12 protein-coding genes are annotated in these 15,305 nt (G+C 67.1%); 10 read left to right on the forward strand and 2 right to left on the reverse strand.

Features of this window, described 5'->3' with window-relative positions:
• Both AWC31_RS30680 and AWC31_RS30685 read right to left on the reverse strand, forming a co-directional pair.
• On the reverse strand, nucleotides 1-219 hold the full coding sequence (locus tag AWC31_RS30680; protein WP_067847209.1) for a hypothetical protein: 219 nt from the start codon (nucleotides 217-219) through the stop codon (nucleotides 1-3).
• Nucleotides 220-1,554, reverse strand: coding sequence for an ammonium transporter (locus AWC31_RS30685; protein ID WP_067847206.1), 1,335 nt, complete (start codon nucleotides 1,552-1,554; stop codon nucleotides 220-222). It lies immediately after the preceding gene.
• 286 nt (nucleotides 1,555-1,840) lie between these two features.
• On the opposite strand from AWC31_RS30685, the gene AWC31_RS30690 reads away from it, so the two are divergent.
• The 10 genes from AWC31_RS30690 to AWC31_RS30735 all read left to right on the forward strand — a co-directional run bounded on the left by AWC31_RS30690 (nucleotide 1,841) and on the right by AWC31_RS30735 (nucleotide 15,251).
• On the forward strand, nucleotides 1,841-2,452 hold the full coding sequence (locus AWC31_RS30690; RefSeq protein ID WP_085148569.1) for a hypothetical protein: 612 nt from the start codon (nucleotides 1,841-1,843) through the stop codon (nucleotides 2,450-2,452).
• 62 nt (nucleotides 2,453-2,514) lie between these two features.
• Nucleotides 2,515-4,485, forward strand: coding sequence for a S9 family peptidase (locus tag AWC31_RS30695; RefSeq protein ID WP_085149874.1), 1,971 nt, complete (start codon nucleotides 2,515-2,517; stop codon nucleotides 4,483-4,485).
• A 10-nt stretch (nucleotides 4,486-4,495) separates the two neighbouring features.
• Entirely contained in the window at nucleotides 4,496-5,746 is a 1,251-nt protein-coding gene (locus AWC31_RS30700) for a saccharopine dehydrogenase family protein (RefSeq protein ID WP_085148572.1), read from the forward strand.
• 105 nt (nucleotides 5,747-5,851) lie between these two features.
• Nucleotides 5,852-6,469: a DUF937 domain-containing protein gene (locus AWC31_RS30705; RefSeq protein WP_067847198.1), complete on the forward strand. Its 618-nt coding sequence runs from the start codon at nucleotides 5,852-5,854 to the stop codon at nucleotides 6,467-6,469.
• A 98-nt stretch (nucleotides 6,470-6,567) separates the two neighbouring features.
• Nucleotides 6,568-9,219 carry a valine--tRNA ligase gene (locus tag AWC31_RS30710; RefSeq protein WP_085148575.1) on the forward strand — a complete coding sequence of 884 codons (2,652 nt, stop codon included), beginning with the start codon at nucleotides 6,568-6,570 and terminating at the stop codon, nucleotides 9,217-9,219.
• A gap of 27 nt (nucleotides 9,220-9,246) precedes the next feature.
• Nucleotides 9,247-10,656 (forward strand): bifunctional tetrahydrofolate synthase/dihydrofolate synthase, encoded by a 1,410-nt coding sequence (gene folC, locus AWC31_RS30715; RefSeq protein WP_085148578.1) that lies wholly within the window; start codon nucleotides 9,247-9,249, stop codon nucleotides 10,654-10,656.
• Nucleotides 10,653-11,042 carry a DUF4233 domain-containing protein gene (locus AWC31_RS30720; protein ID WP_085148581.1) on the forward strand — a complete coding sequence of 130 codons (390 nt, stop codon included), beginning with the start codon at nucleotides 10,653-10,655 and terminating at the stop codon, nucleotides 11,040-11,042. Before folC ends, AWC31_RS30720 begins: the two co-directional genes overlap by 4 nt.
• A 50-nt stretch (nucleotides 11,043-11,092) precedes the next feature.
• Nucleotides 11,093-11,515 (forward strand): nucleoside-diphosphate kinase, encoded by a 423-nt coding sequence (gene ndk / locus AWC31_RS30725; RefSeq protein ID WP_085148584.1) that lies wholly within the window; start codon nucleotides 11,093-11,095, stop codon nucleotides 11,513-11,515.
• Between the two features lie 301 nt (nucleotides 11,516-11,816).
• A complete protein-coding gene (rne, locus tag AWC31_RS30730; protein WP_085148586.1) occupies nucleotides 11,817-14,837 on the forward strand; it encodes a ribonuclease E in 3,021 nt (1,006 codons plus the stop codon).
• 3 nt (nucleotides 14,838-14,840) lie between these two features.
• On the forward strand, nucleotides 14,841-15,251 hold the full coding sequence (locus tag AWC31_RS30735; RefSeq protein WP_067847180.1) for a PPOX class F420-dependent oxidoreductase: 411 nt from the start codon (nucleotides 14,841-14,843) through the stop codon (nucleotides 15,249-15,251).
• Nucleotides 15,252-15,305 lie beyond the last annotated feature (54 nt).

Consider the following 15,305-nt stretch of genomic DNA (forward strand, 5'->3'; position numbering starts at 1 on the left):
TCAGTACGCCGGTGGCTCGCCTTCGGCAGCTGGTCCGGGCTCGACCGGCTTGTGCTCGGCGATGGCCCGGTATGCATCGTTCTCGTGCTGGATCATCCGAACGAAAAAGCCGATGAACAACGCCACCGCCAAGATGAACACAACCCATACGCCGACGGAGAAACCACCGAAGGTGAACACCACACCGGCACCGTCGTAACTGTCGATCGGACTGAACACTTACTTCACCTCCACTGCGCCGACGAGCGCCTTCGCGCCGTTGACCGGCATGACCGTCATCGGAATGCCTTCGGGATACGGGGTTGCGGGCACCTCGCTGAGGTCGAGACCCTGCTCCTCGACCTCGGGCGGGATACGCAACAACTTCATCTTCTTGAGTCCCAGGGCCACCAGATAAGTGGGTATGAAGCCGAGCGCCGCGAACACCGCGATGCCGATCAGCTGACCCCACAGCGAGATCGGCGGGTTCCCGTCGGTGTTCGGGTAACCGGACAGGAAAATGCCTGCCATGAGCAGCGAATAGGTGCCCATTCCAGCGTGCACGGTGACAGCTCCGACGACATCGTCGATCCGGAATCTCTCCAGCAGCTTGCCCAGGTAGGGGCTCAGCGCCCCGCCCGCCAAAGCGATGATGAACGCGAGCGCCGGATGGTAGAGGTCCATGCCTGAGGCGACGGCGATGACACCGGCCAGGCCGCCCGAGATCGTCCAGAACGGTTCACCTCTCGACGTGAGATAGGCGCCGATGATCCCGCCGGCCAACCCCATGAGGGTGTTGAATGCGAACGCCGACAACGTGGTCGGGCTGCCGTAGATCGTCGCGTACCCGTCTGGTCCGTAGATGACGCAGCCCATCAGGAACCCGAAGAACCCGGCGAAGATCAGCATGAGACCGAGCATGGTCAGGGGCAGGTTGTGCGGGCGGATGGTGACCGCGGTGCCGTCGGGCAGGAAGCGGCCGAGGCGCGGGCCGAGATTTATCAAGATTCCCAACGTCGCGAACCCCGCGATCATGTGGACGCATCCGGCCGCACCGACGTCGTGGAATCCGAGTTTCGTCAGCATCCATCCGGCGCCGTGCCAGCCCCACGCCGCGCCGATGATCCACACCACCGATCCGACGAACACGGTGAGGATCAGGAAGGCGCTGGTCCGAATCCGTTCCAGCACAGCGCCGGACATGATGGAACCGGTCGTCGCCGCGAACAGCGCGAAGGCGCCCCAGAAAATCCCGCTGACTGGATCCTCGACGTTCGGACCCATGTTGTCGCTCCATGGCAGTGCCGCGGCAGCGAGCTCATCGATCCTGGGATAGCCCGCGGGCATCGCGTTGTAGAGGAACCAGCCGACGAAGAAGAACGACGCCACGATGCAGGCAAAGGCGAGGAGGTTCTTCATCGCGGTCGCGAGGACGTTCTTGGAGCGTGACGCGCCCATCTCGTAGGCGAGAAAGCCTGCGTGGATGAGCATCATGAGCGCGATGGACATCCAATAGAAGAACTCGTTGTTGACGGCGGCCATGGATGTGACTGCGTCTTCGACTTCGGGTGGCACAGGGGGACCTCCGAATGATCACGGATTGGTGGCGATGTTTCTTCGCAGGATTCGCTGAGTACTGACGGTGTACTCCCGAAGTACGGTAGCCGCCGCGATATGTCTACCTGATCAATGCGCGTTAATTCGCTGTGAAGTCCCTGTGCTAACAATATGAGCCCCGAATGGGCGCGTGCGCTCGCCGTCGAAGTTCGCTGTCGGAGTTGTGATCGGTAGTGGGCCCGCGGCAGCACGCTCGACATGCGTCCGCACCGGACGCGGTCGGGCCAAACTCAGAGAGGATCAGATGAACCCCACCCGTTTCGGCGTCGCCATCGGCGCCGCCGTCATCGCGGCGTCCGCCCTCAGCGGCTGCTCGAAGGTCACCGAGATCAGGGACGCAGCCTCCAACGCCGCCGAGCAGGTCGTCGCGTCGGGTACGGAGAAGATCACCGAAGCCGTCTCGGGCAATCTGTTCACCGCCGAAGGTATCGACGCGGCCTACGCCGCGATCTCGGAGAAGGTCGGCGCCAACCCCATGCAGGTGGTCGAGATCAACATCGCGCCCGGTGTGCTGACGGTCGAGGCCATCGACCCGAACGCGCCGACCGAGCTCAATCAGTGGAGCTACACCTCCGGTGCGGTCGGCCCGTCACGTCCCATCGACTACGACGACGACACCGAAGCGTTGCAGCAGAACCTGTTCGCCATCACCGACGTGCCGACCACGGCGATCGCCAATGCGATCAACGGGGCAGTGGCGGCGAGCCGGATCCCGGACGGCAAGGTGCAGACCCTGAGCATCAAACGCAACATTCCCTTCGACGCGAACGTGCTCATGTTCATCAACGTCGAGGGCGAGCGCAGCAGCAAGCAGGTCCGGGCGGACAGCGCCGGACAGATCACCGACGTGGTCTGAACCGTCGACATCAGCGGCCCGCACCGGATCCGGTGCGGGCCGCGCCACTACGGTGGGACGACATGACGCCGTTTCACGATCTCGACGAGTACCTCGCGCTGCCACGGGTGTCCGGCCTGGCGGTATCGCCCGACGGCTCGCGGGTGGTCACGACGGTCAGCACACTGAACGACAAGCGAACCGAATTCGTCACCGCGATATGGGAGTTGGACCCGGCCGGTCAACAGCCGGCCCGACGGTTGACCCGTGGCGTCAAGGGCGAATCGTCGCCGGTGTTCGCTGCGGACGGTGACCTGCTGTTCCTCGCGGTGCGTCCGACACCGGACTCCGAGCGCGCCGCCAACAGGCCCGCCGCCCTGTGGCGACTGCCCGCGGCCGGTGGCGAGGCATATGAAATGCTCGCGCTGCCCGGCGGTGTCGCCGGAGCCGTCAGTGCTCGCGCGGCCGACGTGACCGTCGTCAGTGCACCGCTGTTGGCCGACACCGTCGACGACGACAAGAACCTGCGCGAACAGCGCAGGGACAACAAGGTGTCGGCGATCCTGCACACCGGCTACCCGGTCCGGCATTGGGACCACGATCTCGGCCCCGAGCAGCCTCACCTCCTCGATGCCGACGGGCCGCGCAATCTGACTCCCGGACCGCGTGCGGCCCTGCAGGAGACGACATTCGACGTCAGCGCCGACGGCTCGTTCGTGGTGAGTTCGTGGCACGAACCCGCGCCGGGCGCGGCGATCCGCTCGACCCTCGTTCGCATCGACCGTGCCACCGGGGCCCGGACCACGATCGCCGACGAGCCCGGTGCCGACCTGGACCATCCGGTGCTCGCGCCGGACGGTAGCGCTGTCGCGTTCACCAGGGAGACGCATTCCACCCCGACGACTCCGCCGCGAATCACGTTGTGCTACCTGCGCTTCGGTGCCGAGCCGGTGCAACTGACCGCCGATTGGGACCGGTGGCCCAGCTCGGTTACGTGGTCGGCGGACTCGTCGACGCTCATCGTGACCGCCGACGACGGTGGCCGCGGACCCGTCTTCGCGGTCGATCCGGTCACCGGTGAGGTGACCCGGCGCACCGACGACGACTACACCTACACCGACGTGCGCAGCGCGCCCGGCGGCGTGATCTACGCGTTGCGCAGTTCGTATGCCGCGCCGCCACACCCGGTGCGAATCGACCCCGACGGCACCGTGACCGAGCTGCCGTGCGTCGACGCCCCGCAGTTGCCCGGCACGCTGACCGAGGTGACGGCGACAGCTGCCGACGGCGTACAGGTCCGGTCCTGGCTGACGCTGCCGACCGGGGAAGAGAATGTGCCACTGGTGCTTTGGGTGCACGGCGGCCCGTTGGGCAGCTGGAACAGCTGGCACTGGCGGTGGAATCCGTGGTTGCTCACCGCACAGGGCTACGGCGTGCTCATGCCCGATCCCGGGTTGTCCACCGGCTACGGGCAGGATTTCATCGCCCGCGGGTGGGGCGCATGGGGCGCCGAACCGTACACAGATCTCATGGCGGCGACGGATGCGGCCTGCGCACACCCCCGGATCGACGCGTCGCGGACGGCGGCGATGGGCGGCTCATTCGGCGGCTACATGGCCAACTGGATTGCCGGTCACACCGACCGGTTCGACGCGATCGTCACCCACGCCAGCCTGTGGGCGCTCGATCAGTTCGGCCCGACCACCGACGGCGCCTACTGGTGGGCCCGCGAGATGACGGCCGAGATGGCGCAGCGCAATTCACCCCATCTGGCGGTCGGCCAGATCCGGACCCCGATGCTCGTGATCCATGGCGACAAGGATTATCGGGTGCCGATCGGCGAGGCGTTGCGGCTCTGGTACGAGTTGCTGACGGATTCTGCGCTGCCCGCCGACCAGAACGGTGAGAGCCCGCACCGTTTCCTCTATTACCCGACCGAGAACCATTGGGTGCTGGCTCCGCAGCACGCCAAGATCTGGTACCAGGTGGTGCTCGCGTTCCTCGGCGAGCATCTGCGCGGCGAACCGGTTCAGCTACCCGAACTGCTCGGGTAGCGTCGGGAATGTGACGCAGCGTGAGTTCGACCTGGTTCTGTACGGGGCGACGGGTTTCGCCGGCAAGCTGACGGCCGAGTATCTGGCCAGAGCGGGCGGTGCCGCACGGATCGCGCTGGCCGGACGCTCGGAGCGCAAGCTGGAGGCGGTGCGCGCGACCCTCGGCGACGCCGCGCAGTCCTGGCCGTTGGTGATCGCCGACGCCAACGATCCCGCGACGCTGGACGCCATGGCCGCGCGCACGCAGGTCGTGGTGACGACCGTCGGTCCCTACACCCGTTACGGGATGCCGCTCGTCGCGGCGTGCGCGGCGGCCGGTACGGACTATGCCGATCTCACCGGCGAGACGATGTTCATCCGCAACAGCATCGACCTGCACCACAAGCAGGCCGTGGACACCGGCGCGCGGATCGTGCACTCGTGCGGATTCGATTCCGTCCCATCGGATTTGACGGTGTATGCGCTGTACCGCCGCGCCGCTGCCGACAACGCCGGGCAACTGTGCGACACCAACCTGGTGGTGCGGTCGTTCGCCGGCGGGGTCTCGGGTGGCACGGCCGCCTCGATGCTTGAGGTGCTGCGCACCGCGTCGAGCGATCCCGAGGCCCGCGAGCTGATGAACGATCCCTACACCTTGAGCCCCGATCGCGGCGCCGAGCCGCAGCTCGGCGCGCAGCCCGACGTGCGGTGGCGCCGCGGCGCCGAGATCGCACCTGAGCTGGCCGGCTACTGGACGGGGGCGTTCGCGATGGCCGCGCCGAACACCCGAATTGTTCGGCGCAGCAACGCTTTACTGGACTATGCGTACGGGCGGAAGTTCGAGTACGGCGAGCAGATGAGCGTTGGCCGCTCGGTCGTCGCGCCGATCGCCGCGGCAGTGGTGACCGGTTCCAACGCCGCCACCCTGGGCTTGGGTGGGCGGTATTTCAACCGATTGCCCGCCGGCCTCATCGAACGTGTGCTGCCCAAGCCGGGAACCGGACCAAGCGAGAAGACCCGCGAGAACGGCCACTATCGGGTCGAGACGTACACCACGACCACGTCGGGTGCGCGTTATGTCGCGACGATGGCCCAGCGTGGCGACCCCGGTTACAAGGCCACGGCGGTGTTGCTGGGGGAGTGCGGCCTGGCGCTGGCGCTCGACCGCGACAAACTCTCGGATCTGCGTGGCGTGCTGACGCCGGCCGCTGCGATGGGTGACGTACTGCTGACGCGGCTTCCGGCAGCGGACGTGACGCTGGAAACCACCGCGCTCGGCTGACGCGGTATCGATCTCGCCGCACAGAACACCTGAGGACAAGATCAGTTTGGACTAGGGTCGACGGCGAGGACTTCAAGTACGCCAGCAACGAAGGTGGGTTAAGAAATGGCCGGTCTCGACGAACTCTTCGCGCAGATCCCAGTGGCGGATATTGCCAACAAGCTCGGCGCAGATGAAGGCGAGGTGAACGCCGCGATCAAGACTCTGGTGCCAGCGTTGGTCGGCGGCGTGGCGGAGAACGTCAAGGCGGACAACATCGACTCAAGCGATCTCGAGTCGACCGTCACCGCAAAGGGCGCCAGCGGTCTGCTCGACGGCGGTGTGAGCGTCGACCAGGTCGACGCGAAAGAAGGCGATCAGATCGTCGCCAAGATCTTCGGCGGCAACGACAGCAACCAGGTCGCGTCGGCGTTGGCGGGGACGGGCGCGGGCGGCGGCGATCTCATCAAGAAGCTGCTGCCGATCCTGGCCCCGATCGTGCTCGCCTACATCGGCAAGCAGTTCTCACAGCAGAACGCACCCGCGCAGTCCGCGCCGCAGCCGCAGGCTTCCGGCGGCGGCCTCGGTGACATCCTCGGCAGCATCCTGGGTGGAGCCGCGGGTGGCTCGGGCGGCGGTAACAATCCGCTGGGCAGCATCCTCGGCAGCGTGCTCGGTGGTGGTGGCGGCCAGAACAACGCGATCGGCGAGATCCTCGGCGGCCTGCTGGGTGGCAAGAAGTAGCCAACCGCGCCACATCGCCAGAGCCCTCGACGCCCAGCGAACGCACCGGGCGTCGGGGGCTTTCGCTTATCCGGGGCCGGTCTTCTTAGAATGGCGCGGTGACTCCCAGTCCTGATAACCGCGCCGATGCCCTCCCCAAGTCCTGGGATCCGGGTTCGGTAGAGGCTGACCTGTATCAGGGCTGGGTGAACGCGGGTTACTTCACGGCCGACCCGACGAGCGACAAGCCTGCGTACTCCATTGTGCTGCCGCCGCCGAACGTCACCGGCAGCCTGCACATGGGCCACGCGCTCGACCACACCTTGATGGACGTGCTCACGCGGCGTAAGCGGATGCAGGGCTTCGAGGTGCTGTGGCTTCCCGGCATGGACCACGCCGGCATCGCGACCCAGACCGTCGTGGAAAAGCAGCTCGCAGTCGACGGCAAGACGAAGGAAGACTTCGGCCGCGAGCTGTTCATCGACAAGGTGTGGGACTGGAAGCGCGAGTCCGGTGGCACGATCGGTGGCCAGATGCGCCGCCTCGGCGACGGCGTCGACTGGAGCCGCGACCGCTTCACCATGGACGACGGTCTGTCCCGCGCGGTCCGCACGATCTTCAAGCGGCTGTTCGACGCCGGCCTGATCTACCAGGCCGAGCGGCTGGTCAACTGGTCGCCGGTGCTGGAGACGGCGATCAGCGACCTCGAGGTCAAGTACGAAGACGTCGAGGGCGAGCTGGTTTCGTTCCGGTACGGCTCGATGAACGACGACGAACCGCACATCATCGTCGCGACCACCCGCGTCGAGACGATGCTCGGCGACACCGCGATCGCGGTGCACCCCGACGACGAACGCTATCGCCACCTCGTCGGCAAGACGCTTCCGCATCCGTTCGTCGACCGCGAGATGATCGTCGTCGCCGACACGCACGTCGACCCCGAATTCGGTACCGGCGCAGTCAAAGTCACCCCGGCGCACGATCCGAACGACTTCGAGATCGGGCTGCGGCATCAACTCCCGATGCCCACGATAATGGATGCCAAGGGCCGGATCGCAGACACCGGAACGCAATTCGACGGGATGGACCGTTTCGAGGCGCGCGTCAAGGTGCGCGAGGCACTGGCCGAGCAGGGCCGCGTCGTCGCGGAGAAGCGCCCGTACCTGCACAGCGTGGGACATTCCGAGCGCAGCGGTGAACCCATCGAGCCGCGCCTGTCCCTGCAGTGGTGGGTAAAGGTCGAAGGGCTCGCCAAGGCGGCCGGTGACGCGGTGCGCAACCGCGACACGGTGATTCATCCGCCGAGCCTGGAGCCGCGGTGGTTCGCCTGGGTGGACAACATGCACGACTGGTGCATCTCACGCCAGCTGTGGTGGGGCCACCGGATCCCGATCTGGCACGGACCCAACGGCGAGACCGTGTGCGTTGGCCCGGACGAGACCCCGCCCGAGGGCTGGGAGCAGGACCCCGACGTCCTCGACACCTGGTTCTCGTCGGCGCTGTGGCCGTTCTCGACCATGGGCTGGCCGGACCACACCGCCGAACTGGCCAAGTTCTATCCGACGTCGGTGCTGGTGACGGGCTACGACATCCTGTTCTTCTGGGTCGCCCGGATGATGATGTTCGGCACCTTCGTCGGCGACGATCCGGCGATCACCCTCGAAGGCAAACGTGGCCCGCAGGTCCCGTTCGAGAATGTGTTCCTGCACGGCCTGATCCGCGACGAGTTCGGCCGCAAGATGAGCAAGTCGCGCGGCAACGGTATCGACCCACTGGATTGGGTCGACAAGTTCGGCGCCGACGCGTTGCGCTTCACCCTGGCTCGCGGCGCCAGCCCGGGCGGTGATCTGTCGATCGGCGAAGACCACGCCCGCGCGTCGCGCAACTTCGCCACCAAGCTGTTCAACGCGACCCGCTTCGCGCTCATGAACGGGGCCGCTCCCGCGCCGTTGCCTGCTGCGCCAGAGCTGACCGATGCCGACCGGTGGATCCTCGGCCGGTTGGAAGAGGTTCGCGCAGAGGCCGATTCGGCCTTCGACAGCTACGAGTTCAGCCGGGCCTGCGAGTCGCTCTACCACTTCGCGTGGGACGAGTTCTGTGACTGGTATGTGGAGCTGGCCAAGGTGCAGTTGAACGAGGGCGTCACGCACACGACCGCGGTGTTGGCCTTCGTCCTCGATGCGCTGCTCAAGCTGTTGCATCCGGTCATGCCGTTCGTCACCGAGACGTTGTGGAAGACGCTCACCGATGGCGAGTCGGTGGTGATCGCGCAGTGGCCCGAGCCCTCCGGGTTCGCCCTGGATTCGGTTGCGACACAACGCATCATCGACATGCAGAAACTGATCACCGAGGTGCGCCGCTTCCGCAGCGACCAGGGTCTGGCGGACCGGCAGAAGGTCCCGGCCCGGTTGTCCGACATCGCGGCCGCGGGCCTGCAGGCACAGCTTCCGGCGATCAGCTCGCTGGCCTGGCTCACCGAAGCAGGGGAGGGGTTCACCCCGTCGGCCGCGGTCGAGGTCCGGTTGTCGCAGGGCACCGTCGTCGTCGAGGTCGACACCTCGGGCACCGTCGACGTCGAGGCCGAGCGGCGCAGGCTGGAAAAGGACCTCGCCGCCGCGCAGAAGGAATTGGCAACCACGACAGCCAAACTCGGCAACGACGCATTCCTGGCGAAGGCACCCGTGGAGGTCGTCGACAAGATCCGGGGTCGCCAGCAACTGGCGAATGAAGAGGTCGAACGCATCACCGCACGCCTGGCCGGGTTGCGATGAGCGCCCGCGCGAGGAGCAGGGAATCCGGTGACTGACCCAGTTCCTTCGCCGGACGAAATCGCCGCGTTGCTGCAGGTCGAGCATCTGCTCGACCAGCGGTGGCCGGAGACCAAACTGGAGCCGAGCACCACACGCATCGCGGCCCTGCTCGAACTGCTCGGCTCACCGCAACGGGCTTATCCGTCGATCCACGTGGCGGGCACCAACGGCAAGACGTCCGTATGCCGCATCATCGATGCGCTGCTGACCGCACTGCACCGGCGCACCGGGCGCACCACGAGCCCGCACCTGCAGTCCGCGGTCGAGCGCATATCGATTGACGGCAAACCGATCTCGCCGGCTCACTACGTGCAGACCTATACCGAGATCGAGCCCTTCGTGCAACTGGTCGACCAGCAGTCGGAGGCGGCGGGCGGACCGGCCATGAGCAAGTTCGAGGTGCTCACGGCCATGGCTTTCTCGGCATTCGCCGACGCGCCGATCGATGTCGCCGTGGTGGAGGTCGGCATGGGCGGGCGCTGGGACGCCACCAACGTCGTCAACGCTCCGGTCGCGGTGATCACCCCGATCGGCATCGACCACACCGACTATCTGGGCGACACCATCGCCGCGATCGCGGGCGAGAAGGCCGGCATCATCACCCGCCAGGAAGAGGATTTGGTGCCGACCGACACCGTCGCGGTGATCGCCAAACAGGACCCCGAGGCCATGGAGGTGCTGCTCGCCGAGGCGGTCCGCGCCGACGCCGCGGTCGCCAGGGAGGATTCCGAATTCGCGGTTCTGGGACGCCAGGTGGCCATCGGTGGTCAGCTACTGGAACTGCAGGGCCTCGGCGGGGTGTACTCCGACATCTTCCTGCCACTACACGGTGAGCATCAGGCCCACAACGCCGTGGTGGCGCTGGGCGCGGTGGAGGCGTTCTTCGGAGCCGGCGCGGACCGGCAACTGGACGTCGAGGCGGTACGGGCCGGGTTCGCCGCGGTGCGCAGCCCCGGCCGGCTGGAGCGGATGCGCAGCGCACCAACGGTTTTCATCGACGCCGCACACAATCCGGCAGGCGCGGCGGCGTTGGCGCAGACGCTGCAGCAGGAGTTCGATTTCCGGCTTCTGGTCGGCGTCGTGTCGGTCATGGCCGACAAGGACGTCGACGGCATTCTGACCGCGCTGGAGCCGGCATTCGACCAGATCGTGGTGACGCACAACGGGTCGCCACGCGCTCTGGACGTCGAATCGCTGGCCCTGCGGGCAGAGGAACGATTCGGCCAGGACCGTGTGATCACCGCTGCGACCTTGCCCGATGCCATCGAAACGGCCACCGCCCTGGTCGAGGAGTCCGGTGCGGAGGGCGAGGGGTTCTCCGGGGCGGGCGTCGTGATCACCGGTTCGGTGGTGACCGCGGGCGCGGCCCGGACCCTGTTCGGACGGGATCCCGCATGAGCACATCTCCGACACCGCCGGATCCGTGGAAGAGCTTCCGCGGAGTGATGGCGGGGACGCTGATCCTGGAAGCCATTGTGGTGCTCCTGGCGCTACCGGTCGTCGCCGTCGGCGAGAGCGGTCTCACCTGGACCGCCGGCGGCTACCTCATCGGGCTGGCCGTCGTGCTGATCCTGATGTGCGGCGTGCAGGGCAGACCGTGGGCGATCTGGGCCAACCTCGGCATCCAGGTTGTCCTGATCGCCGGGGTGGTGATCCACGGTGCCATCGGCTTCATCGGGGTGGTGTTCGCCGTCGTCTGGCTATTGATCGTGTACCTGCGCACAGAGGTCAAACGCAGACAGGAACGTGGCCTGCTGCCGGGCCAGCAACCACCTCCGGAATAGCGGGGGGACCTGCTGAGCGGCGCCGGCTACCGACCGGTACTCTTTCTGCCGTGACTGAGCGGACCCTCGTGTTGATCAAGCCCGACGGCGTGAAGCGCCAACTCGTAGGGGAGATCCTCAGCCGGATCGAACGCAAGGGTTTGACGCTTGCGGCCCTCGAACTCAAGAACGTCAGCGATGACCTGGCCCGGCAGCACTACGCCGAGCACGAAGACAAGCCGTTCTTCGGGTCCCTGCTGGAATTCATCACCTCCGGGCCGGTTGTCGCGGCCATCGTCGAGGGCCCGCGTGCCGTGGCCGCGTTCCGTCAGATCGCCGGCGGCACCGATCCCGTGGAGAAGGCCGTTCCCGGCACGATCCGCGGTGACCTGGCACTTGTCACCCAGGACAACCTCGTGCACGGCTCGGATTCGCTCGAATCAGCCGCCCGCGAGATTGCTCTGTGGTTCCCAGGCGAAGCCACTTCTTCCTGATCCGCCGCGCGGTCTCTCTGGCCGTCTGGTCAGAACCGCGTCAGTGATGTGGGATACTGGTTCCGGGTAATCGGCCTCAACCGGGGCTGATCACCCGAATGAAGACTTCGACGAGCGCGACCACCGCAATCCGGTGTGGCGCCGACCGTCCAGCCATCATTCAGCCAGGCACCGGGTGGGTTCGGTAGACGAGCCGCTCGGAGCGAGACCACAACAAGCCCGGGGAACGTATCCCGGGCCAATAGCGGAAGCCCTCGCGTGGCCGCGTCGCACGACGCGCCCGGGGGCTTGAGGAGAATTCGTGGCCGAAGATGCCCATACCGAAGACCTATCACCCCAGACTCCGCAGCAGGAGGGACTCCCAGAGCGGCTGAGAGTCCACTCGCTGGCGCGAGTTCTGGGCACCACCAGCCGGCGCGTGCTCGATGCACTCGCCGAGTTCGACGGCCGGCAGCGCAGCGCCCACTCCACCATCGACAAGGTCGATGCCGAGCGCGTGCGCGAGGCGTTGGCCGTCGAGCCCGCCCAGGCCGGTCAACCCGTCGAGGCGGCCGAGCCGGTGCAGGTCGACGCGGTCACCGTGGCGGTGACCGAGGCTGTGGTGGTGGCCCCGGCCGAGGAGCCGTCGCCGGCCGAAGAAGCACCCGACGAAGAAGCACCGGCCGAGGCTGTCGAGGCCCAGCCGGAAACCGCGGAAGCCGACGAGCCCGCGGCAACCGCGCTTGTGGGTGATGAGCCGGAGTCGCGGCTAATTCTCGAGACCGCGAACATCCCGCCGGCGCGCGAAGCCCACACCGAGCGGGCTGATTACCTGCCGCTCTTCGTCGCCCCGCAGCCCGTGTCCTTCGAACCGGTCGACATCGACGACGACGAGGACGAGGACGATGACTCGGAGTCCGACACCGACGAGGAACAGGCCGACAAGCCGGCCGCACGCAGGCGCCGCCGTGGCCGTCGTGGCCGTGGCCGCGGACGTGGCGAACAGAGCGACGGTGACGCGGGCGAGGGCGACGACAACGTCGACGAGCAGGGTGACACCGGCGATCAGGACACCGGCGACGAGTCCGACGAATCCGACGAGGGCGGCGACGAGGACAGCACCGGCACCGACGGCAGCACTCGCCGCCGGCGGCGGCGGCGCAGGCGCAAGGCCGGCTCGGGCGATGACGACGGATCGGCGGTGTCTCCGGACGATCCGCCCAACACCGTCGTGCACGAGCGTGCTCCGCGCGCGGACAAGTCCGACAAAGACGAGATCCAGGGCATCAGCGGATCGACCCGGCTCGAAGCCAAGCGGCAGCGGCGGCGCGACGGCCGCGACGCCGGCCGCCGCCGTCCGCCGATCCTGAGCGAGGCCGAGTTCCTGGCCCGCCGGGAAGCCGTCGAGCGGACGATGATCGTGCGCGACAAGGTGCGCACCGAGCCACCGCACGAAGGCGCCCGCTATACCCAGATCGCGGTGCTCGAGGACGGCGTCGTGGTCGAACACTTCGTCACCTCAGCGGCCTCGGCGTCCCTGGTCGGCAACATCTATCTCGGCATCGTGCAGAACGTGCTGCCCTCGATGGAGGCCGCCTTCGTCGACATCGGCCGCGGCCGCAACGGTGTGCTCTACGCCGGCGAGGTCAACTGGGAAGCCGCCGGGCTCGGCGGGCAGAACCGCAAGATCGAGCAGGCCCTCAAGCCAGGCGATTACGTCGTCGTGCAGGTCAGCAAGGACCCGGTCGGGCACAAAGGCGCCCGGCTCACCACGCAGGTGTCGTTGGCCGGCCGCTACCTGGTCTATGTGCCGGGGGCGTCCTCGACGGGTATCAGTCGCAAGCTGCCCGACACCGAGCGGCAGCGGCTCAAGGAGATCCTGCGTGAGGTGGTCCCGTCAGACGCGGGCGTGATCATCCGTACCGCCTCGGAGGGTGTGAAAGAAGAGGACATCCGATCCGACGTCGAGCGGCTGCAGAAGCGGTGGACGGAGATCGAGGCCAAAGCCGCCGAGATCACCGAGAAGAAGGCCGGCGCGGCCGTCGCGCTCTACGAAGAGCCCGACGTGCTGGTCAAGGTGATCCGCGACCTGTTCAACGAAGACTTCTCCGGGCTCATCGTCTCCGGTGACGACGCCTGGAACACCATCAACTCCTACGTGAACACCGTTGCGCCCGACCTGATGGGCCGGCTCAGCAAATACGAGCCTGCCGGGGCCGACGCGCCGGACGTGTTCGCCGTGCACCGCATCGACGAACAGCTGGCCAAGGCGATGGACCGCAAGGTGTGGCTGCCGTCGGGCGGCACGCTCGTCATCGACCGCACCGAGGCGATGACCGTCGTCGACGTCAACACCGGCAAGTTCACCGGCTCGGGCGGCAATCTGGAGCAGACCGTCACTCGCAACAACCTGGAAGCCGCCGAGGAGATCGTGCGGCAACTCCGGTTGCGCGACATCGGCGGCATCGTCGTCATCGACTTCATCGACATGGTGCTGGAGTCCAACCGTGACCTCGTGCTGCGGCGGCTGACCGAAGCGCTCGCCCGTGACCGCACGCGCCACCAGGTGTCCGAAGTCACGTCGCTCGGCTTGGTGCAGCTGACCCGAAAGCGGTTGGGCACCGGGCTGATCGAGGCGTTCTCGACGGCGTGCACGCACTGCGGCGGCCGCGGGATCGTGTTGCACGGCGACCCCGTCGACTCCGCATCGACCAACGGCGGCCGCAAGGCCGAGTCCCCGGGCGGCGGCGGGCGTCGCGGTAAGCGCGGCAAGAAGGGCGCGGCTCGCACCGAAGAAGTGCATGTGGCCAAGGTGCCGGCGCATGCGGCGGGCGAACACCCGATGTTCAAGGCGATGGCCGCGGCCAACGGTCGCCACGACGAGGACTCCGACGAGGACACGGCCGGCGAGGACCGCGAGGTTCTCGAAACCGAAGGCGACGACGAGCAGACTGCCGCCGAACACACCGTGCCCGAGACCGCCGGCGCACTTGGCGACGACGACTTCGAGGACACCGAGGACGAGGACGACGAGTCCGACGACACCGAGGACGAGATCGACCTCGATGATGACGAGGACGAAGACGACCTCGACGAGGACATCGAGGTGATCAATGGCTCGGATGACTCCGACGACTCCGATGACGATGACACCGATGACTCGGACGAGGATTCAGACGAAGACGACTCGGACGAGGACTCGGACGACGACGACTCCGATGACGAGGACGAGGACGACGAGCCGGCTGTCGTGGTCTACCAGCCGCCGGTAGCGGTGGCCCGTGGCCGCGTCCGCCGCCGGGCAGCCGCGCGCCCCGCCGGCCCGCCCGCACACGAGGGCTGACCGGTGGCGTTCACCGACGACGAGCTCGCGTACCTGAGGTCACAACCGGTGGCGCGGCTGGCGACGGTGAACGCCGACGGGCAGCCCGATGTCGTCCCGGTCGCCTTCGAGGTGGACGGTTCCGACATCTGGGTGGGTGGCGTAGGTGCCGATGTGCTGCGGACCCGCAAGCTCGTCAACATCGCTCAGGGCCGCACCCAGGTCTCGCTAGTCGTCGACGATCTGGTGTCGATGGACCCGTTCATTGCCAGAGCAATCCGCGTCTACGGCGACGCGGAACCACCCGTCGAACGCGTCGGCATGATGGGGCCCGGCTGGTATGCGCGCATCACCCCGCGGGTGTCGTGGAGCTGGAATCTGGCCGGTGAACCCGCAGGCGAGCAGTGGTACGGCGCCCGGCGCGCCGTGCACTAGGGCCGGTTTGACCCTTTACCCGCTGGTCACGTACCCTTGACCAGTTGTCGTCAG

It is taken from the genome of Mycolicibacterium wolinskyi (genome assembly GCF_002101965.1).
In the GTDB taxonomy this organism is placed as follows: Bacteria; Actinomycetota; Actinomycetes; order Mycobacteriales; family Mycobacteriaceae; genus Mycobacterium; species Mycobacterium wolinskyi.